The sequence below is a fragment of the Pseudomonas sp. TE24901 genome, from assembly GCF_054058375.1.
In genome coordinates this window covers 258143-278634 of record NZ_JBSSAF010000008.1, presented here as the reverse complement: position 1 = coordinate 278634, position 20492 = coordinate 258143, and the positions used below count along the sequence as shown (strand labels likewise).

General features: G+C 61.8%; 18 protein-coding genes. 9 read left to right on the top strand and 9 right to left on the bottom strand.

The features are described from left to right. Positions 1-56 precede the first annotated feature (56 nt). A complete protein-coding gene (locus ACVWVP_RS18225) occupies positions 57-806 on the bottom strand; it encodes an enoyl-CoA hydratase-related protein (protein ID WP_457407507.1) in 750 nt (249 codons plus the stop codon). A 30-nt stretch (positions 807-836) separates the two neighbouring features. Then, a complete protein-coding gene (locus ACVWVP_RS18220; RefSeq protein ID WP_457407506.1) occupies positions 837-1769 on the bottom strand; it encodes an iron-sulfur-binding ferredoxin reductase in 933 nt (310 codons plus the stop codon). A 217-nt stretch (positions 1770-1986) separates the two neighbouring features. On the opposite strand from ACVWVP_RS18220, the gene ACVWVP_RS18215 reads away from it, so the two are divergent. The 4 genes from ACVWVP_RS18215 to ACVWVP_RS18200 all read left to right on the top strand — a co-directional run bounded on the left by ACVWVP_RS18215 (position 1987) and on the right by ACVWVP_RS18200 (position 8442). Beyond that, entirely contained in the window at positions 1987-3510 is a 1524-nt protein-coding gene (locus ACVWVP_RS18215) for a fumarate hydratase (RefSeq protein ID WP_176994341.1), read from the top strand. Positions 3511-3764: 254 nt separating this feature from the next. After that, positions 3765-5531 carry an ATP-binding protein gene (locus ACVWVP_RS18210; protein WP_178921741.1) on the top strand — a complete coding sequence of 589 codons (1767 nt, stop codon included), beginning with the start codon at positions 3765-3767 and terminating at the stop codon, positions 5529-5531. Continuing rightward, complete coding sequence (locus ACVWVP_RS18205) at positions 5525-6850, top strand: sigma-54-dependent transcriptional regulator (RefSeq protein ID WP_178921739.1); 1326 nt, start codon at positions 5525-5527, stop codon at positions 6848-6850. Before ACVWVP_RS18210 ends, ACVWVP_RS18205 begins: the two co-directional genes overlap by 7 nt. A 272-nt stretch (positions 6851-7122) precedes the next feature. Continuing rightward, positions 7123-8442: an MFS transporter gene (locus ACVWVP_RS18200; protein ID WP_178921737.1), complete on the top strand. Its 1320-nt coding sequence runs from the start codon at positions 7123-7125 to the stop codon at positions 8440-8442. Between the two features lie 112 nt (positions 8443-8554). Here the strand turns inward: ACVWVP_RS18200 and ACVWVP_RS18195 are convergent, their stop codons facing one another. Further along, positions 8555-9316 carry a COG4705 family protein gene (locus ACVWVP_RS18195; protein ID WP_457407505.1) on the bottom strand — a complete coding sequence of 254 codons (762 nt, stop codon included), beginning with the start codon at positions 9314-9316 and terminating at the stop codon, positions 8555-8557. Positions 9317-9510: 194 nt separating this feature from the next. Between ACVWVP_RS18195 and ACVWVP_RS18190 the strand changes: the two genes are divergently transcribed. After that, positions 9511-10131 carry a flavin reductase family protein gene (locus tag ACVWVP_RS18190; RefSeq protein WP_178921732.1) on the top strand — a complete coding sequence of 207 codons (621 nt, stop codon included), beginning with the start codon at positions 9511-9513 and terminating at the stop codon, positions 10129-10131. A gap of 172 nt (positions 10132-10303) precedes the next feature. Here the strand turns inward: ACVWVP_RS18190 and ACVWVP_RS18185 are convergent, their stop codons facing one another. After that, the gene (locus ACVWVP_RS18185) at positions 10304-10582 is read right to left on the bottom strand and encodes a hypothetical protein (protein ID WP_178921730.1); all 279 of its coding nucleotides are present in this window, start codon (positions 10580-10582) and stop codon (positions 10304-10306) included. 9 nt (positions 10583-10591) lie between these two features. Next, positions 10592-10933 carry an antibiotic biosynthesis monooxygenase family protein gene (locus ACVWVP_RS18180; RefSeq protein WP_016975490.1) on the bottom strand — a complete coding sequence of 114 codons (342 nt, stop codon included), beginning with the start codon at positions 10931-10933 and terminating at the stop codon, positions 10592-10594. A gap of 328 nt (positions 10934-11261) precedes the next feature. Here ACVWVP_RS18180 and ACVWVP_RS18175 point away from each other — a divergent pair, with 328 nt between their 5' ends. Beyond that, positions 11262-12191 carry an AraC family transcriptional regulator gene (locus ACVWVP_RS18175; protein WP_178921728.1) on the top strand — a complete coding sequence of 310 codons (930 nt, stop codon included), beginning with the start codon at positions 11262-11264 and terminating at the stop codon, positions 12189-12191. 99 nt (positions 12192-12290) lie between these two features. On the opposite strand, the gene ACVWVP_RS18170 is transcribed toward ACVWVP_RS18175, so the two are convergent. The 4 genes from ACVWVP_RS18170 to edd form a co-directional block, all read right to left on the bottom strand. Next, a complete protein-coding gene (locus ACVWVP_RS18170; RefSeq protein WP_372339915.1) occupies positions 12291-13718 on the bottom strand; it encodes an ATP-binding protein in 1428 nt (475 codons plus the stop codon). 31 nt (positions 13719-13749) lie between these two features. Then, positions 13750-14484, bottom strand: a complete 735-nt coding sequence (locus ACVWVP_RS18165) for a response regulator (RefSeq protein WP_176994349.1) — start codon at positions 14482-14484, stop codon at positions 13750-13752. 153 nt (positions 14485-14637) lie between these two features. Then, positions 14638-15594 (bottom strand): glucokinase, encoded by a 957-nt coding sequence (locus tag ACVWVP_RS18160; protein WP_178921724.1) that lies wholly within the window; start codon positions 15592-15594, stop codon positions 14638-14640. Beyond that, positions 15591-17417, bottom strand: coding sequence for a phosphogluconate dehydratase (gene edd, locus ACVWVP_RS18155; RefSeq protein ID WP_178921722.1), 1827 nt, complete (start codon positions 17415-17417; stop codon positions 15591-15593). Before edd ends, ACVWVP_RS18160 begins: the two co-directional genes overlap by 4 nt. Positions 17418-17638: 221 nt before the next feature. On the opposite strand from edd, the gene gap reads away from it, so the two are divergent. From gap to ACVWVP_RS18140, 3 genes are all read left to right on the top strand, one after another. Next, on the top strand, positions 17639-18640 hold the full coding sequence (gap, locus tag ACVWVP_RS18150; RefSeq protein ID WP_176994352.1) for a type I glyceraldehyde-3-phosphate dehydrogenase: 1002 nt from the start codon (positions 17639-17641) through the stop codon (positions 18638-18640). Positions 18641-18835: 195 nt separating this feature from the next. After that, positions 18836-19354 (top strand): RNA polymerase sigma factor, encoded by a 519-nt coding sequence (locus tag ACVWVP_RS18145; RefSeq protein ID WP_259174663.1) that lies wholly within the window; start codon positions 18836-18838, stop codon positions 19352-19354. 74 nt (positions 19355-19428) lie between these two features. Beyond that, entirely contained in the window at positions 19429-20397 is a 969-nt protein-coding gene (locus ACVWVP_RS18140; protein WP_259174664.1) for a FecR family protein, read from the top strand. Positions 20398-20492: the final 95 nt, after the last annotated feature.

The window sequence follows — 20492 nt, the reverse complement described above, 5'->3', positions numbered from 1 at the left end:
ACGGATTCATTCGCTGATCCACCGCATTCGCGAGCAAGCCCGCTCCCACATTTTGATCAGCGCTTGGTAATAAACGCCGACAACGCCTCAATCGCCTCCGGCGACTTCAAGCGCTGGGTAAACAGGGCGCCCTCCTCCTCGATCACCTGCCGCAGCTGTTCGCGGTCGACGCTCTTCATCAGCTGTTTGGTCACTTGCACCGCTCCCGGTGCCAGGGTTTCAAACCGCTCGGCCATTTCCCGCGCCTTGACCAACGCCGCGTCGCCGCTACCCAACGCCTCGGTGGCAATGCCCCACGCAGCCGCCTGTTCGCCTGTAAACCCCTCGCCCAACAGCAACAATTCAGCCGCCTTCGCGTGCCCCAACAAGCGCGGCAGGATCAGGCTCGAACCAAACTCCGGGCACAGGCCCAGGTTGACGAACGGCATGCGCAGGCGCGCATCGCGACTGATATAGACCAGGTCGCAATGCAGCAACAGCGTCGTGCCGATTCCCACCGCCACGCCTGCCACCGCAGCGATCACCGGCTTTCGGCAGTTGAGCAGGCTCTTCATGAAGTGAAACGGCGGGCTGTCGAGGTCGCTGGGCGGCTGCTCGAGGAAATCGCCGATGTCATTGCCGGCGGTAAAGCACTCACTGCTGCCCTGGATCAGCACGCAGCGGATGTCGGCATCCGCGTCAGCGCCTTCGAGGGCTTCGGCCAGTTGCGTGTACATGGCGCGGGTCAGGGCGTTTTTCTTGTCGGGGCGATTGAGCTGCAAGGTCAGCAGCCCGCGCTCGCGTTGTTGCAGGATGGCGTCGGTCATGGTGAGTCTCGCGACAGTGGAATTCAGCGCTCAACCACGGGGCAGGAACACGTCGGCCAGCAGTTGATTACGCGGCAGCCCCGCCAGGAACAGGCGCTTGGAGAACGCCTCGACATTGCCAGGGTGCCCGCAGAGTAAAGCCAGAGTTTGCCGCGAAACAAGCCGCAGTTGCGCCAATGCCTGGGTCGCCTCGGCCGCGGTCCACAGCTCCACTGTCAGGTTCGGGTGCTGCGCGGCCAGCTGCGCCAGGGCTTCGGCAAGGTAATGTCCGTTGACATCATGGGCCAGGTGAATCAGGCGAATCGCGCCCTGGTGATCCTGGCGCAACGCCTCACGCAACACGCCCCACAAAGGCCCCAGGCCGGTACCAGAAGCCAGCAGCCACAGCGGCCGCGTATGCCAGTCCGGGTCGTAGTGCAATGCACCGCCGCGCAGTTCGCCCAGGCGCAGAGGGTCTCCCACCTGCAGTTGACGGGCCAGGTCGCTGAATTCGCCGGGTTGGCGGCAATCCAGATGAAACTCCAGGAACGCCTCTTCCTGGGGCAGGCTCGCCAGGGAATATGGCCGCGCCACCTGCCCCGCCCACAACACCAAGTGCTGGCCGGCGCGATACCGCAGGCCGTGCTCCGGCTGCAGGCGCAGGCGCAGCACCGTCGGGTTCAGCCAGTCGGCACCCACCACGTGCGCGGGCAGGCCATCGCGCTGGGGGTCAAAGGTTTCGACGTGCACATCCCCCAGGACCTGGCACTGGCACGCCAGGCGCCAGTCGTCCTGGCGCTGCGTGGGGCTCAAGGCCTCGGGTTGCTTGTCCTCGACCTCGCCCCGGCAACGCACCAGGCAAGTGTGGCAACTGCCGGCGCGGCAACTGTAGGGCACGGCCACACCCGCCTGGTTCAGCGCATCCAGCAGGTTGCTGCCGGGGGCGACCGACCAGTGGCGTTCGCCGACGTGCAGTTCAGGCATATAAAGGTCTCAGACACAGGGGATGCGCACAGGGAATCATGCCTGCGACAGTTTGACCATAGTCGGGTGTATCGGCCACCGAGCCGGGTTATACTGCCGCGCCTTTTTAGCGTCGCGCCTGCATCATTTTGGCGTGCCTTGGAAAGGTGGCTTTAGCCGACCGATGCAACACTGAAGCCACCTTTATTGAATGTTCCCTTATAGAGGAGCGCGACTCATGACCGTGATCAAGCAAGACGACCTGATTCAGAGCGTTGCCGACGCCCTGCAATTCATTTCCTACTACCACCCCGTTGATTTCATCCAGGCCATGCACGAAGCCTACCTGCGCGAAGAATCGCCAGCGGCCCGTGACTCCATCGCCCAGATCCTGATCAACTCGCGCATGTGCGCCACCGGCCATCGCCCGATCTGCCAGGACACCGGTATCGTCACCGTGTTCGTGCGCGTGGGCATGGACGTGCGTTGGGACGGCGCCACCATGGGCCTGGACGACATGATCAACGAAGGCGTGCGTCGCGCCTACAACCTGCCGGAAAACGTCCTGCGTGCATCCATCCTGGCCGACCCGGCAGGCGCGCGTAAGAACACCAAGGACAACACCCCGGCGGTGATCCATTACTCCATCGTCCCGGGTAACACCGTGGAAGTGGACGTGGCAGCCAAGGGCGGCGGTTCCGAGAATAAGTCGAAAATGGCCATGCTCAACCCGTCCGACTCGATCGTCGACTGGGTATTGAAGACCGTTCCGACCATGGGCGCTGGCTGGTGCCCACCGGGCATGCTGGGCATCGGCATCGGCGGCACCGCCGAGAAAGCCGCGGTGATGGCCAAGGAAGTGTTGATGGAGTCCATCGACATCCACGAGCTGAAAGCCCGTGGTCCGCAGAACCGTATCGAAGAGATGCGCCTGGAGCTGTTCGAGAAGGTCAACCAACTGGGCATCGGCGCCCAGGGCCTGGGTGGCCTGACCACCGTGCTCGACGTAAAGATCATGGACTACCCGACCCACGCCGCCTCCCTGCCGGTGTGCATGATCCCCAACTGCGCCGCCACCCGTCACGCACACTTCGTGCTCGACGGTTCGGGCCCGGCGTCGCTGGAAGCACCACCGCTGGACGCCTACCCGGAAATCGTCTGGGAAGCCGGCCCATCGGCCCGCCGTGTCAACCTCGACACCCTGACCCCGGAAGAAGTGCAGAGCTGGCAGCCAGGTGAAACCGTATTGCTCAACGGCAAAATGCTCACCGGTCGCGACGCTGCGCACAAGCGCATGGTCGAGATGCTGAACAAGGGCGAAACCCTGCCGGTGGACCTCAAAGGTCGCTTCATCTACTACGTCGGCCCGGTTGATCCAGTGCGCGAAGAAGTGGTGGGCCCGGCGGGTCCGACCACCGCAACGCGGATGGACAAGTTCACCCGTCAGATCCTTGAGCAAACCGGCCTGCTGGGCATGATCGGCAAGTCCGAGCGCGGCCCGACCGCAATCGAAGCGATCAAGGACCACAAGGCCGTGTACCTGATGGCCGTGGGCGGCGCTGCTTACCTGGTGGCGCAAGCCATCAAGAAGTCGCGCGTTGTCGCCTTCGCCGAACTGGGTATGGAAGCGATCTACGAGTTCGACGTAAAAGACATGCCGGTGACCGTTGCAGTTGATAGCAAGGGTGAGTCGGTGCACATCACCGGTCCTGCGATCTGGCAGAAAAAGATCAGTGAAAGCCTGGCGGTAGAAGTGCAGTAAGCACCTGACCGTTTGAATGAAGGCGACTGCGGCTCCACGGCCCAGTCGCCTTTTTTATGGCTGACACTTTTGTCAGGCCGAGTGCGACCAACTGTGGGAGCGGGCTTGCTCGCGAATGCGGTGTGTCAGTCACTGAATGAGTCTGCTGATATACCGTTTTCGCGAGCAAGCCCGCTCCCACAACAGCCCGCTCACTACAGACCTCGTGGCGCATGGTATGGTGCTCACCCCTTACTGTGCCTGCCCCTCACCGTATGATCGTGATCCCTCGCCCGCTGCGCCTGACCTTCTATTCGCTGCTGATCATTGCCGGCGCGGTGCTGGCCGCTGCCCTGGCCACACGCCACGCCGAACGCCAGGCCCTGGTGGACGATGCCGCCCGCGCCAATCAGCAGCTGGCGCTGTACGCCAACTCCCTGCACACCCTGATCGAACGCTACCGCGCCCTGCCCGCCGTGCTGGCGCTGGACTCGGAAATGATCCGCGCCTTGAAAGGCCCGCTGGATGCCAGCACCCAGGACCTGCTCAACCGCAAACTGGAGCGCATCAACGGCGCCGCCCAATCCTCCACCCTGGAGTTGATGGACCGCACCGGCCTGGCCGTGGCCGCCAGCAACTGGAACCTGCCGAGCAGTTACGTCGGGCACAACTATGCGTTTCGGCCCTACTTCAGCCAGACCCTGAGTCAGGGCACCGGGCGCTTTTATGCCGTGGGCGTGACCACGGGCATACCCGGCTATTTCCTCTCCAGTGCGGTGGTGGATGAGCACGAGCAGTTCCTCGGTGCGATGGTGGTGAAGCTGGAGTTTCCCGAGCTGGAACGCGAATGGGCACAAGGCAATGACCTGCTGCTGGTCAGCGACGCGCGGGGCATTGTGTTCATCGCCAACCAACCGGGCTGGCGCTACCGCAACCTGCGCCCGCTGTCGGAGCAGGACCTGGCGGAGCTCAAGGCCACCCGTCAGTACGATAAAAAACACCTGCAGCCGCTGGAAAGCCAGCCTCTGCAACGCTTCGACGACAACAGCCACCTGATGCGCGTCAACGGCCCCGACGGCAGCGCCAATTACATCTGGGAATCCCTGCCGTTGAAGGCCGAGGGCTGGACGTTGCACCTGCTGCGTAAACCGCAGTTTGCCTTTGAAGACCAGCGCAACGCCGGCCTCGCCGCCGCCGGTTCCTGGCTGGCCCTGGTGTTCCTCGTGCTGTTCCTTACCCAGCGCTGGCGCCTGGCCCGTTTGCGCCAGCGCAGCCGTGAAGAGCTGGAACGATTGGTGGAAGAGCGCACCCAAGCCTTGCGCACCGCCCAGGACGGCCTGGTGCAATCGGCCAAGCTGGCGGCACTGGGGCAGATGTCCGCCGCCCTTGCCCATGAAATCAATCAACCGCTGACGGCCCAGCGCATGCAGCTGGCCACCTTGCGCCTGTTGCTGGACCACGGCCGCGTGGACGACGCCTACACGGCGCTGACCCCACTGGATGAAATGCTCACCCGCATGGCCGCCCTCACCGGCCACCTCAAGACGTTTGCCCGTAAAAGCCCGAGCGGCCTGCGCGAACGACTGGATTTGGCGTTGGTGGTCGACCAGTCCCTGCATCTGCTCGATGCACGCCTGCGTGATGAAGGCATCGGCGTGGTGCTCGACCTGACCCGCCCAGCCTGGGTCCGTGGTGATGCAATCCGCCTGGAGCAGGTGCTGATCAACCTGTTGCGCAACGCCCTTGATGCGATGGCCGACAAACCGCGTAAGCGCCTGGAAATCCGCCTGCAGGCTGACCAGCAACTGTGGCAACTGACCGTCAGCGACAGCGGCGGCGGGATAGCCGAGGAACACCTCAACAGCGTGTTCGACCCCTTCTTCACCACCAAGCCGGTGGGCGACGGACTGGGCCTTGGGTTGGCCGTGTCGTACGCTATCGTGCATGAATTGGGTGGACGCCTGATCGCCGGCAACCGAGGGGATGGCGCCGTGTTCACCCTGACCTTGCCCATCGCGCTGGAGACCCCCGACCTATGTTGAACGCGGTGATTGTGGTCGATGACGAAGCCAGCATCCGCACGGCCGTCGAGCAATGGTTGAGCCTGTCCGGTTTTGAAGTGCAGTTGTTCAGCCGCGCCGAGGAGTGCCTGGCGCAACTGCCCAAGGACTTTGCCGGCGTGATCCTGAGCGACGTGCGCATGCCGGGTCTGAGCGGCCTGGAACTGCTGGCCGAAGTGCAGCGCCGCGACGCCGACCTGCCGGTGATCCTGCTCACCGGCCATGGCGACGTGCCAATGGCGGTCGAAGCCATGCGCGAGGGTGCCTATGACTTCCTGGAAAAGCCCTTCAGCCCGGACGCGTTGCTCAATAGCCTGCGCCGGGCATTGGACAAGCGCGGGCTGATCTTGGAAAACCGGCGCCTGCATCAGCAGGCCGATGCCAAGGCGCAACTGGAATCCAGCCTGCTCGGCGTGTCCCGTGGGTTGCAGAACCTGCGGCGCCAGGTGCTCGACCTGGCGAGTTTGCCGGTCAACGTGCTGATCCGTGGCGAGACCGGCAGCGGCAAGGAACTGGTCGCCCGTTGCCTGCATGATTTCGGGCCTCGGGCGAAGAAGCCGTTCGTGGCACTCAACTGCGCCGCGATCCCTGAGCAACTGTTTGAGGCCGAACTGTTCGGCCACGAAAGCGGCGCGTTCACCGGCGCCCAGGGCAAGCGCATCGGAAAGCTGGAATATGCCCATGGCGGCACGCTGTTCCTGGACGAAATCGAAAGCATGCCCCTGGCCCAGCAGGTCAAGCTGCTGCGGGTGCTGCAAGAACAGAAGCTGGAACGGCTGGGCTCCAACCAGAGTATCCCTGTGGACCTGCGCATCATCGCCGCCACCAAGCCGGACCTGCTGGAAGAGGCCCGCGCCGGACGTTTCCGCGAAGACTTAGCCTACCGGCTGAACGTCGCGCAACTGCGTTTGCCGCCCTTGCGTGAGCGTCGTGAAGATATCCCGCTGTTGTTCGACCACTTCGCCCGAAGTGCTGCCGAGCGCCTGGGGCGCAGCGTTGAGCCGTTGAGCGGCGCACAGCTGGGACGCCTGCTCAGCCATGACTGGCCGGGTAATGTGCGTGAGCTGGCCAACGTCGCCGAGCGCCAGGTGCTGGGCCTGGGTGATCCGGAGCCGGAGGGCATCGAGGCCGGGCAGTCCCTGGCGGCGCAGCAGGAGGCCTTTGAAGCACACTGCCTGAAGGCGGCGCTGATGCGACACAAAGGTGATATCAAGGCGGTGTTGGCGGAGCTGCAACTGCCGCGCCGTACGTTCAATGAGAAGATGCAGCGGCATGGGTTGGTGCGGGAGATGTTTCTCTAGCGATCTTCAGGCCGCCATCGCGGGCAAGCCCGCTCCCACAGTTTGATCTGTGAACACATTCCCATGTGGGAGCTGGCTTGCCTGCGATGAGGCCGGCAGCCATAAGCGGATTTCCGCTCATCACCCAAAATTTATCAGCGACTTTCCGCTCAAAAAATCCCGCCAACCCTTCTAGGCCGGGCCTTCATCTACCTGGCACAGCTCCTGCTATAGCCCGAACCAGGCTGTGCCCAGGCACGCTCCATAAAAACAACTAGATGAAGGATCCTTCAATGGATAACTCCAACGCCCTGCCTCTGGGGTCGGCGGCCGCGCCGACGAAAGAGCGCACTACCTCAAGCCGCATCAAATCGATCTTCAGTGGTTCCGTCGGCAACATGGTCGAGTGGTACGACTGGTACGTGTACGCCGCGTTCTCGCTGTACTTCGCCAAGACCTTCTTCCCCAAGGGCGACACCACCGCCCAACTGCTCAACACCGCCGCGATCTTCGCCGTCGGCTTCCTGATGCGCCCGATCGGTGGCTGGCTGATGGGCCTTTACGCTGACAAAGTCGGGCGTAAAAAAGCCTTGATGGCCTCGGTCTACCTGATGTGCTTCGGCTCGCTGCTGATCGCCCTGAGCCCGGGCTATGAAATCATCGGCATCGGTGCTCCGATCCTGCTGGTGTTTGCCCGTTTGCTGCAGGGCCTGTCGGTGGGTGGCGAATACGGCACCTCCGCCACTTACCTCAGCGAGATGGCGACCAAGGAACGCCGTGGTTTCTACTCCAGCTTCCAGTACGTGACCCTGATCTCCGGCCAGCTCATCGCGCTGGGCGTGCTGATCGTGCTGCAGCAGTTCCTCACCACCGAACAGCTGTACGCCTGGGGCTGGCGTATCCCGTTCGCCATCGGCGCCCTGTGCGCGGTAGTCGCGTTGTACCTGCGTCGCGGCATGGAAGAAACCGAGTCGTTCACCAAGAAGGAAAAAGCCAAGGAAAGCGCCATGCGCACCTTGATGCGTCACCCCAAGGAACTGATGACCGTGGTCGGCCTGACCATGGGCGGCACCCTGGCTTTCTACACCTACACCACCTACATGCAGAAATACCTGGTGAACACGGTCGGCATGAGCATCTCCGACTCCACCACCATCTCGGCCGCCACGCTGTTCCTGTTCATGTGCCTGCAACCGATCATCGGCGGGCTGTCGGACAAGGTTGGTCGTCGCCCGATCCTGATCGCCTTCGGCGTCCTCGGCACCCTGTTCACCGTGCCGATCCTCACCACCCTGCACACCATCCAGACCTGGTGGGGCGCGTTCTTCCTGATCATGGCGGCGCTGATCATCGTCAGCGGCTACACCTCGATCAACGCGGTGGTGAAGGCCGAGCTGTTCCCTACTGAAATCCGCGCCCTGGGCGTGGGCCTGCCGTATGCACTGACCGTGTCGATCTTCGGCGGTACGGCTGAATACATCGCGCTGTGGTTCAAGAGCATCGGCATGGAGACTGGGTACTACTGGTATGTCACGGCGTGTATTGCCATCTCGCTGGCGGTTTACGCGACCATGAAAGACACCCGCAAGCATTCGCGCATCACCACCGACTAAAGGTTTAACACGGTAAAAAATGTGGGAGCTGGCTTGCCTGCGATAGCGGTGAGCCAGTCAACGAATTTAGAGACTGATCCACCGCAATCGCGGGCAAGCCCGCTCCCACATTTTAGTTTTGTGTCGCCTGGCTAATGCGGTCACGCCCATACCGCCGCTGCGCATACGACGCCCCCGCAATCATCACCACCAGCACCGCCGCCAACACCGTCGACGAACCAATCGTGCCGAAATCCAGCCCGCCCTGTTCATGGGGTTTGGTGAGGAAGTCACCCAAGGTCGCGCCAAACGGTCGGGTCAGTACAAACGCCACCCAGAACAACAGCACCGACGAGATCCGGGTGAAGTACTTGAGTGCCACCACCGCCGCAATGGCGGAACCAATCAGCAAGGCGCCACCGGCGAAACCAAGCCCCGAGTCGTCAGCCAGGAAGTCGCCCAATGCGGTACCCAGGGTGTTGGAAAACAGAATCGCCATCCAGTAGAACAGCTCCCCGCGAAAGCTCTGCACCTTGTTCACGTTCAGCGAGTCGCCGCTGACATGCCACAAGGCGAAGATGATCATCAGGATCACAATCAGGATCATCGAGCCCGTGGCATAGCCCAGGCCGAGGGTGCGGTCCATGAAGTCCGACATCGTGGTGCCCGCCGTGCTGGTGGACAAAATCACGACCCAGTACAGCACCGGGTTGTAGGCCTTGGACCAGAGTTGCGTCACCAGGGTGACCAGAAACACGCTGATCAAGATCATCGAACTGATGGCGTACCCCACATTCAGGGTCATCGACAGCAAGTCCCCGGCCGTTTCGCCCAGGGTCGTCGCGCAGATTTTCATGACCCAGAACGCCAGGGTGATCTGAGGAAGTTTGTTCATCGGGTAGAAGGCTCCAAAGCTCAGTCTTTCAATGGGCCGACTTATAGAGGGGGTGTCGACCTGGGCGCAGACTGAACGTGGCGCTGTGAAAAATAGGTGGCCGAGGAATGAAAATTCCATAGGGCCGGTGGAAATTCATCGCCACGGCTTGCAGTATGGCCACCTCACCGATCCCATTAGCAGGAACCCCGGCCATGCCTGACGATATCCACTTCTACGAACCTGCCAACGGCCATGGCCTGCCCCATGACCCGTTCAATGCCATCGTCGGCCCACGGCCCATTGGCTGGATTTCATCACAGGACAGCGAGGGCCGCCTGAACCTGGCGCCCTACAGTTTCTTCAATGCGTTCAACTACATTCCGCCGATCATCGGGTTTTCCAGTGTCGGGCGCAAAGACAGCCTGAACAACATCGAACAGACCGGCGAGTTTGTGTGGAACCTGGCCACGCGCCCGTTGGCCGAGCAGATGAACCAGAGTTGTGCGGCGGTTTCGCCAGAGGTGAACGAGTTCGAATTGTCCGGGCTGACGCCAGTCGCCTCGAAAATCATCAAGGTGCCACGGGTGGGCGAAAGCCCGGTGTCGTTCGAATGCAAGGTGACGCAGATCATCCAGCTGCAACGCGCGGACAAAGCGCCGGTGCCGAGCTGGCTGGTGCTGGGTGAAGTAGTTGCCGTGCACATTGCTAAGTGGTTGCTCAAGGACGGCATCTACGACACCGCCGCCGCCGAGCCGATCTTGCGCGGCGGCGGGCCGGCGGATTACTTCCAGCTGGGGCCGGAGGCCCTGTTCAAAATGCACCGCCCGCGCTGACTGATCACTTTCTAACAAACACAACTGAACAGTGTGGGGCGGCGGTGCGACGATTCGACTTGCCCGCGATGGCGGAGTGTCAGCCACCCGATGAGTCGGCTGACCTGCCCTCATCGCGGGCAAGCCCGGCTCCCACATTTGCTCTTTGTTGGGTAGTAAAAAGTGTTCGGCTTCAGTTAGTGGAAGTTGCCCAGGTCAACTGACCTTCTTCATCCACATCAACCAGCCGCTCAAGCTGCACCGTCGCCGCATCATCGGCATCGGAAGCGGTCTTGAACTTCTGTCCATCAAGGATCTTGTGAAACTGCGGTGCGCCCATGCCATCCAGTGCCTTGACGGCGACGGCGGCGCTGTAGCCACCTTCTCCCGGCACTACGGCGGAGACGGCTTCGTGATGGGCAAATTGTTTACGTGCCATGTTGCAGGTCCTGGCCAATGGAAAGTCGGCCATTCTAGACCTTCAGCCGGCGAGTTGCAGGTACTCGCCGTAGGCGTGTGCAGCGGATGCATCGGTGAAGGTCTGGAAGTCCATGCTGCGGACCACCATGTCGTTCAACAGCTCGGTAAAGATCATCAGGGCTGGCGAGTTGAAGTAGGCGCTCATGGCCTGCTCGCTGCTCCAGAACCCCGAGACCAGCCAGACATCGGGGTCGACCTGGGAATGCTGCAACGAAAATTGCAGGCAACCCTGAGCCTGACGGCCCGGTTCGATCAAACTGCTCAAGCGTGCACCGAGTTCGGTGCTGCACCCGGTACGGGCACGGATAAAGGCCATATGGCTCGCGGGAATGGGGGTGGACATGTTCGACTCTCCCGTTGAGAAGTGATGCTCGGCAAACACTGTGAGGGCGTGTTGCCACAGGATCAAAGATAACGGCGCGGGTGTCGGCGCAGTTAGTCAATTCCTGCAGGCTTATTGCACAATCCTGCGAGAAGCGTAGGGAGGACGTTTGCCACCCGGAGTTTATTCCAGGCCTATGTTCAGTGTTTCAAGGAGATGACAGGCCCTGTGCTTGCCTGATTCACGATGTGCCGCAGGATCAGGCAAGGATTGTGCAGAATCGACCTAACACTTTTTGAAAAGCCGCCGCTAAGCTGACCCCATCAAAGCAGCCTGTAGAGGACGCCCCATGTCGTCGCCGGAACATAAGCCCATGCCCCTCGATGCCGAGATGGAAAAACAGCGCGCCGAGCTGGCCGCCATCGTGCACCGGCACACCTGGGAAGATGGCTCCTACGGGACAGCGATCACCTCGCTGTACCTGAACCGCCACAACACACCGCGCGACTTCATGCCGGTGCTGGTGGAACCGGCCTTGTGCATCCTGGCCAGCGGCAGCAAGGAAGTGCGCCTGGCCGACGAAATCTTTGCCTACGACCCACTCAACTACCTGGTATTTTCTGTCGCGATGCCGGTGGCCGGGCGGATCATCGACGCCACACCGGAAGACCCCAACCTGTCGGTGCGTATCAACATCGACCCGGCGCAGCTCACCGCGCTGATTGCCGAAGCCGGGCCGATGGGCGTGCCTTCGCGCCCGACTTCCCGTGGCATGTACGTCGACCGCATCGATACCCAGTTGCTCGACGCCGTGTTGCGCCTGGCGCGACTGCTGGATACCCCCAAAGACATCGCCATGCTGGCGCCGCTGATCAACCGCGAAATCCTCTACCGTTTATTGCGGGGCCCGCAGGGCTATCGGCTGTATGAGATCGCCGTGACCAACAGCCAGAGCCATCGCGTCAGCCAGGCGATCACCTGGCTGAACGGCAACTACGAACAACCGCTGCGCATCGACGACCTGGCCAAGGAAGTGAACCTCAGCGTCTCGACCTTGCACCACCGCTTCAAGGCGATCACCGCCATGAGCCCGCTGCAATACCAGAAGCAACTGCGCTTGCAGGAGGCTCGGCGGTTGATGATTGCCGAAGGGCTAGAGGCGTCGGCAGCGGGGTATCGGGTAGGTTATGAAAGCCCGTCGCAGTTCAGCCGGGAGTACAGCCGGTTGTTCGGTGCGCCACCCTTGCGCGACCTGGCCCGGATGCGCCAAAGCGTCTGACACCCCACCAATCAAAATGTGGGAGCTGGCTTGCCTGCGATGGGGCCCTTGAGAACGCCATCGCCGGCAAGCCGGGCTCCTACAAGGGATGCGGTGTATTCAGTCGAGGGTACGGGGGAGCTGCAAGGTGACGCGCAATCCACCCTCACGCAAATTCTGCAAACTCACTTCCCCCCCGTGGCTATGGGCAATGTTGCGCGCAATCCCAAGGCCCAGGCCGTAGCCCTGCTGCTGGCCGGCGAGGCGGAAGTGCGGTTCGAAGACTTGCTCCAGGCGCTGCTCCGGCACACCCGGGCCTTCGTCATCGACGTGCAGGATAAATTCCGCACCATCGTCCTCGATGTGCAGGTGCGCGTTCTGCCCGTACTTCAAGGCGTTGTCGATCAGGTTGCCGATACAGCGTTTGAGCGCCAGCGGCTTGCCCGGGTACGGCGCCAGTGCGCGACCGTCCTGGGTGATCCGGCCGTTGCCGTTGGGGGCGAGGTAGGGTTCCACCAGGCAATCGAGGACGTGGTTGAGGTCCACGGGCTCGATGTTCTCGTGGATGTCGGTGTCTTTCACGCATTGCAGGGCGCCCTTCACCAGTAGCTCCAGCTCATCCAGGTCGCGACCGAACTTGGTTTGCAGGTTCTCGTCTTCCAGCAGTTCTACACGCAAGCGGAGGCGAGTAATCGGTGTGCGCAAGTCGTGGGAAATGGCGCTGAACAACTGGCTGCGCTCGGTGAGGTAACGGCTGATCCGCTCGCGCATGGCATTGAAAGCCCGCCCCACTTCCACCACTTCACTGCCGCCGCCTTCGGCCACCGGTTCTACATCGGCGCCCAGGGACATGTCCCGCGCGGCCCGCGCCAGACGCTTGAGGGGCCGGCTCTGCCAATGCACCAGCAGGCCGATGAACAGCAGCAGAAAACCGCTGGTGAGCACGATGAACCACACTTGCTGGGACGGCAGGCCTTGCTCTTCAAGGCTGGTGTAGGGCTCGGGCAGCAGCGAGGCGATATACAGCCATTCGCCAGGAGCGAGTTGGATCTGGGTGACCAGCACCGGCGGGTTGACCGGTTCGAGGGTCAGCGCGTAATGCGCCCATGAGCGTGGCAACTCATCGAGCTTCAAGCCGGCGTTGAAGATACGCAGGTCTTCGGCGCTGACGAATTCCACCGAGATATGCACGTCGGCGCCCAGGGTCTGGCGCAGCACTTCATCCACCGTCTGCAGCACCGCTTGCTTGCGCGGGGTCTGGGGCAGGATGGCCATGTCCAGGGGGCGATCGTTGAGGGTCACCACAAAACGGGTACCGCCCATGCTACGCAATTGGTCCAGGACCAACGGACGATAGGCCACCGGCAACGAACGGAAGTAACTTACGCTGGCCGTCATCGAATGCGCCAGGCTACGGGCGCTGGTGACCAGGCCTTCGAGCTGGGTAGCGCGCAATTGCGAGACCCAGATCACGCTCGACAGCGCTTGGGCAAACAACACCGCCAGCAACGTCAGCAGCAGCATCCGCCCCAGCAGCGAACGCGGCACCGGGAAGCGACGGCGGCGTTCGGTCAAATGTTCAGTGGGCATTGCCGGCAACCACGCTGGCTGCCAGTTGGTAACCGCTGCCGCGCACGGTACGGATCAGTCGCGGAGGTTTTTCGGTATCGCGCAGGCGCTGGCGCAAGCGGCTGACGGCCATGTCGACGATACGGTCCAGCGGCATCAGGTCGCGGCCCCGGGTGGCGTTGCCGATGGTGTCGCGGTCGAGAATCTGTTGGGGGTGGTCGAGAAACAATTTGAGCAGGGCAAAGTCGGCGCCCGAGAGAATCACCTCTTCGCCATCCACGTGGAACAGGCGATGGCTGATCATGTCCAGGCGCCATTCGTCAAAGACCAATACATCGCCCGCGCCACTGCGCTCCTGGCCAAACTGGGCACGGCGCAGCAACGCCTTGATGCGTGCCTGCAATTCACGGGGGCTGAACGGCTTGCCGATGTAGTCGTCGGCGCCCAGCTCCAGGCCGATCACGCGGTCGGTCTCGTCGGAACTGGCGGTGAGCATGATGATCGGCACCTGCGCCTGGCGCGGGTGCTGGCGGATCCAGCGGCAAAGGCTGAAACCGTCTTCGTCCGGCAACATCACATCAAGGATGACCAGGTCGCAGGGCGCCTCGTTCATCGCCTGACGGAACCCCGCACCGTCCGGCACCCCACGCACCTGGAAACCGGCGCGACTGAGGTAGGTTTGCAGCAATTCGCGGATTTCCTGGTCGTCGTCGACGAGGAGAATCGATTTACTGATTACGCTCACGGGGTCCTCCTTGTTGTTATGGCCAAGCTTAAGTCATTTGTTGCCCTTGAGGCCCCCTTCGCGAGCAAGCCCGCTCCCATATTTGCCTGCATTCCCAAGTTGGAACGCGATCGAATGTGGGAGCGGGCTTGCTCGCGAAGAGGCCATAACCAACTATGCAAATGCCTGTTCGAGCGCCACGCCAGCCCCGGTCAACCCGGAATACGGCGCGGTCACCAACCACACCGGAATGCCTTTGAAGTAGTCACTCATGCAGCCCTTGTCGCCGAAACTCTTGGCAAAACCGCTGTTGATAAAGAAGTCGGCAAACCTGGGTATCACCCCGCCCACGATATACACACCACCGCGTCCACCGGTGGTCAGCACGTTGTTACCGGCCACCCGGCCCAGCCAGATGCTGAACTGGTTCAACACTTCCATCGCCACCGGGTCGCCCGCCAGGCCCGCTGCAGTAATGGCTTCAGGCGTATCGAGCACCGGCGTATGGCCGTCGACCGCGCAAATCGCACGGTACACACGCGGCAACCCGCCACCACTCAAGGCGGTCTCGGCGCTGACGTGGCCGATTTCAGTGTAGATGTGTTGCCACAGCTGGGTTTCACGCGGGCTGCTCAAGGGCAGGTCGACATGGCCGCCCTCCCCCGGCAACGCTGCCCAACGGCCGCCACCCAAATCCAACAGGGTGCCGACGCCCAGGCCGGTGCCCGGGCCGATCACCACCGCTGGGCGCAACGGTTCCGGCGTGCCTTCGCAGACCACGCGGAATTCGTCCGGCTTGAGGCGGGTCATGCCCAGGGCCATGGCCGAGAAGTCGTTGACCAGCAGCAGCTCATCCACCTGCAGGGTTTTGCAAAACGCAGTCTTGCTCAGGCGCCAGTGATTGTTGGTGAATTTAAATTCATCCCCGCTCACCGGCCCGGCGACTGACAGGCACACCGCACCGATGTCCCCGATTTCCAGGCCTTCTTCCTTGAGGTAGACCTTGATGGCCTCCTCAGGGCTTTGGTGATCCGCCGTGGCATGCACGCGGATCGAATGCAGTTCCTGGTCCCGCCACAACGCAAAACGGGCGTTGGTGCCCCCGATATCACCGACCAGCGCAAGCTTCACTTAAGCGTCTCCAAGGCAGCGGTAAAGGCGCTGGCGCCCTGCTCTGCGGAGCTTGCGGCCAAGCGCATAAATGCAAACAGCTCGCGACCGGCCCCCACGTTATTGCCCAACAGGCCCGTGGCAGGCGTGCGCGCTGCAAATTCTTCGGCGTCCACCTTAAGCTCCAAGGTGCCGGTAACGCCATCGACGCGAATGATATCGCCATCTTGCACCCGCGCCAGCGGCCCGCCGCTCTGGGCTTCGGGATTGACGTGAATCGCGGCGGGGATCTTACCCGAGGCGCCGGACATACGCCCGTCAGTTACGAGGGCCACTTTGAAACCACGGTCCTGCAACACGCCGAGGAACGGGGTCATCTTGTGCAGTTCAGGCATGCCGTTGGAGCGCGGGCCCTGGAAGCGCATCACCGCGACGAAATCTTTTTCCAACTGGCCAGCCTTGAACGCATCGGCCAGGTCCTGCTGGTCCTGGAACACTACCGCAGGCGCTTCGACGACTTGGTGTTCAAGGGCTACCGCCGAGACTTTCATCACGCCACGGCCGAGGTTGCCCTCCATTACACGCAAGCCGCCTTCTGGCGAGAACGCACGGGCCACGGGGCGCAGGATGGTTTCGTCGAGGCTTTCGATAGGGCCGTCGCGCCAGATCAGTTCGCCGTCCACCAGGAACGGCTCCTGGGTGTAGCGGCTCAAACCCTTGCCGGCCACGGTGTTGACGTCTTCGTGGAGCAGGCCGGCTTCGAGCAGTTCGCGGATCAGGAACGACATGCCGCCCGCTGCCTGGAAGTGGTTGATGTCGGCCTTGCCGTTTGGATACACGTGGGACAGGGTCGGCACCACCTCGGAGAGGTCGGCCATGTCCTGCCAGGTGAGGATGATGCCCGCCGACATGGCGATGGCCGGCATATGCAGGGTGTGGTTGGTGGAACCGCCGGTGGCGTTGAGGGCGACGATGGAGTTGACGATGGACTTCTCGTCAACGATCTCGCCGATCGGCGTGAAGTTGCCATTGGCCTTGGTCAGTCGCGTGACCTGGTGCGCGGCTTCACGGGTCAGCGCGTCACGCAGCGGCGTGTAGGGGTTGACGAACGAGGCGCCCGGCAAGTGCAGGCCCATCACTTCCATCAGCAACTGGTTGGTGTTGGCGGTGCCGTAGAAGGTGCAGGTGCCCGGGCTGTGGTAGGACTTCATCTCCGATTCCAGCAGTTCTTCGCGGGTGGCCTTGCCTTCGGCGTAGCGCTGGCGCACGTCGGCTTTCTGCTTGTTGGAGATACCCGACGGCATCGGGCCGCCCGGTACGAAGATCATCGGCAGGTGACCGTAACGCAGCGCGCCCATCATCAGGCCCGGCACGATCTTGTCGCAGATGCCCAGCATCAGCGCCGCGTCGAACATGTTGTGGGACAGCGCTACCGCCGTGGACATGGCGATGACCTCACGGCTGAGCAGGCTCAGCTCCATACCGGGCTCGCCCTGGGTCACGCCGTCGCACATGGCGGGGGTGCCGCCGGCGAACTGGCCGACCGAGCCGACTTCGCGCAGGGCTTTCTTGATCTGTTCAGGGAAATGTTCGTAGGGCTGGTGCGCCGAGAGCATGTCGTTATATGACGAAACAATTGCCACGTTGGCGGCATTCATCATGCGCAGGCTATTTTTATCTTCGGTGCCGCAACCGGCCACGCCGTGGGCAAAGTTGGCGCATTGCAGCTTACCGCGCATCGGACCGTCGCTGGCAGCGCCGCGAATGAGCGCAAGGTAGGCCTCGCGGGTGGCGCGGCTGCGGGCGATGAGCCGTTCGGTGACCTCAAGGACGCGGGGATGCATGTGTAGAACTCCAGGCTAACGGATGTGGCGACCTGAGTGTCTATGCTGGTCAAACGCCCGCCGTGAAGAGGTTGGCAGGGTGTTACTTGACCAATCGGACCAGTTGATTCAGGTCACTCGTTGTAGATTGAACAAAATATTGCCACTAAAAAGGCTTGTTTTCTATTTTTATGCGAATAATCTTGTAATTCTTACAACAAATCGACGACAGGCACTTTCCAATGACTCTTCGTATCGCAATCAATGGTTTTGGCCGTATCGGCCGTAATGTCCTGCGCGCACTGTATACCCAAGGCTACCGTCAGGATTTGCAGATCGTCGCCATCAATGATTTGGGTGACAGCGCAATCAATGCCCACCTGCTCAAGTACGACACCGTGCATGGCACTTTCGAAGCAGAGGTCGCCCACGATCAGGAAAGCCTGACCGTCAACGGTGACCGGATCGCCGTCAGCGCCATTCGCAACCCGGCCGAACTGCCCTGGGCGGCGCACAAGATCGACGTGGTGTTCGAATGCACCGGCCTGTTCACCGACCGTGACAAAGCTGCCGCCCATATTACCGCTGGTGCGCGCAAGGTGATCATCTCCGCACCTGCCAAGGGCGCTGATGCCACCGTGGTTTATGGGGTTAACCATGACATTCTGCGTCAATCCCACCAGATCATCTCCAACGCGTCGTGCACCACCAACTGCCTGGCGCCCGTGGCGCAGGTGCTGCACCGTGAGCTGGGCATCGAAAGCGGCCTGATGACCACCATTCACGCCTACACCAACGACCAGAACCTGACCGACGTCTACCACACCGACCCGTACCGTGCGCGTTCGGCCACCCAGAACATGATCCCGAGCAAGACCGGCGCCGCCGAAGCCGTGGGCCTGGTGCTGCCGGAACTGGCCGGCAAGCTGACCGGCATGGCCGTGCGTGTACCGGTGATCAACGTGTCGCTGGTGGACCTCACCGTCACCCTGAAAAAAGACGCCACGGCCGAAGAAGTCAACGCACTGCTCAAGGAAGCCAGCCAGCATTCGAAGATCCTCGGCTACAACACCCTGCCGCTGGTTTCGAGCGACTTCAACCACAACCCGCTGTCGTCGATTTTCGATGCCAATCACACCAAGGTCAGCGGCAAGTTGCTGAAAGTGCTCGCCTGGTACGACAACGAGTGGGGCTTCTCCAACCGCATGCTGGATAACTGCCTGGCGCTGTGCAACGCAGAATAATCCCGTAGGGCAGGCTTGTGTGGGAGCGGGCTTGCTCGCGAATACAGGCACCTCGGTTCGTCTGAATACCGAGGTGATGCATTCGCGAGCAAGCCCGCTCCCACCTTTGTCCTGCGCAAATCCGTTCAAAGTGCCACTTGCCATTTGAGTTGATGATAAGCATTATCATTCACTGCAAATCGGTCTGGTATCACTGTGAGCCAATCTCGCTTCAACCAAGTCTTTCTCACCCAACGGGTGATTCTGCTACGCACCTTGCAGCGGATGGTGAACAACCACAGCACCGCCGAGGACCTGTTGCAGGAAACCTACCTGCGCGTCACCCGGGCCCTGAGCGAGCGGCCCATCGATCACCTTGAACCTTTCGTCTATCAAACCGCGCGCAACCTGGCGCTGGATCACCTGCGTTCGCGCAGGATCCAGGCTCGCACCCTGCAGGAAGATGTGCCGCTGGACATCCTGCAAAGCGTCGCCGCCCCCACCAGCACCCCGGAAGACGCCACCCAGGCCGAGCAATTGCTTGAGCACCTGAGCGTCAGCCTCGGCCAGTTGAGCGCCCGCCAGCAGCAGATCTTTATCCTCAGTCGCCTGCACGGCTGCAGCTATCAGGAGATTGCCGATCAGCTCGACGTGTCCTTGAGCACGGTGCAAAAGGAACTGAAATTGATCATGGCCATCTGTGTAGGTGTGGCCGAACGGCTGGATCAGCCTTAAGCTTCACCCGACAGATAGGTCGATCCAGGCTGTAGGAAAGATGAATAAAACGTGGCGAAGACCCGAGGAACACCGTGACGGACCCGAATAAACTGCGCCCCCATGAGCTGGCTCATGAGGTGCTGCAAGACGTGGCTATGGACCAGGCCCTCGACTGGCTGATCGCCTTGCAATGCCCGCAACCCGGGCAACAGGCCGAGTTCGAGGCCTGGCTGGCCAAAGACCCTGCACACGTTCACGCTTTCGCCAAGGCCCAGGCCGCCTGGGGTGGCGCGCCGGTATACAGCGCCGCCGTGGCCCTGGCAGCACCGCGCAAACCGTCGGCCTGGCGCCGGATCAAACCGCACTGGAAACCCCTGGCCACCGCCGCCGTGCTGCTGATCGGCCTGTTCAGCTTCAGCAACCTGCCCGTGCGCCTGCAGGCTGATCACCTCACCGTGGTGGGTGAGCGCCAGCGCCTGCAACTGGACGATGGCTCCAAAGTACTGCTGAACACCAACTCGGCCTTTTCCAGCAGCATCAAGGATCACCAGCGCATCGCGCGCCTGTATCAGGGCGAGGCGTTTTTCGAGGTGGTGCCCAACCGTGGCCTGCCGCTGGAAATCGACGCCGGCCCGGTGCGTGCGAGCGTGCGCGACACCTCCTTCGCCGTGCGCTACCTCAATGGCGAAGCCCAGGTGCAGGTACAGCGCGGCGATGTCGACCTGAGCAACACCTTCGACGATGCCCGTGTACGCCTGAGCGCTGGTGAAAGCATCCGTATCGGCCCCAAAGGCTTCGGCCAACCGGCCAAGCTCGACCTCAACAAAGACCTGGCATGGGTGCAGGGCCGGCTGATTTTCGAAAACTGCCCGATGAGCGAAGTGCTCGCAGAACTGCGCCGCTACTACCCGGGCTGGATCGTCAATAACAACGACAAGCTCGCCAGTGTCGCGGTCACCGGCAACTACCGCCTCGACCAGCCGCTGGACGTGGTGCGCTCCTTGGCCCACATCACCTCGGCCAAGCTCTCGGAATACCCCGCGCTGGTCATCCTGAACTAAATGAGAATTATTTTTACTCGATAGCTGTCGGTGGTACGTCTCGTCTTAGCCAATGCAACTGATTCCTATTTGGTTCGGTTCGCAACTATAAGATT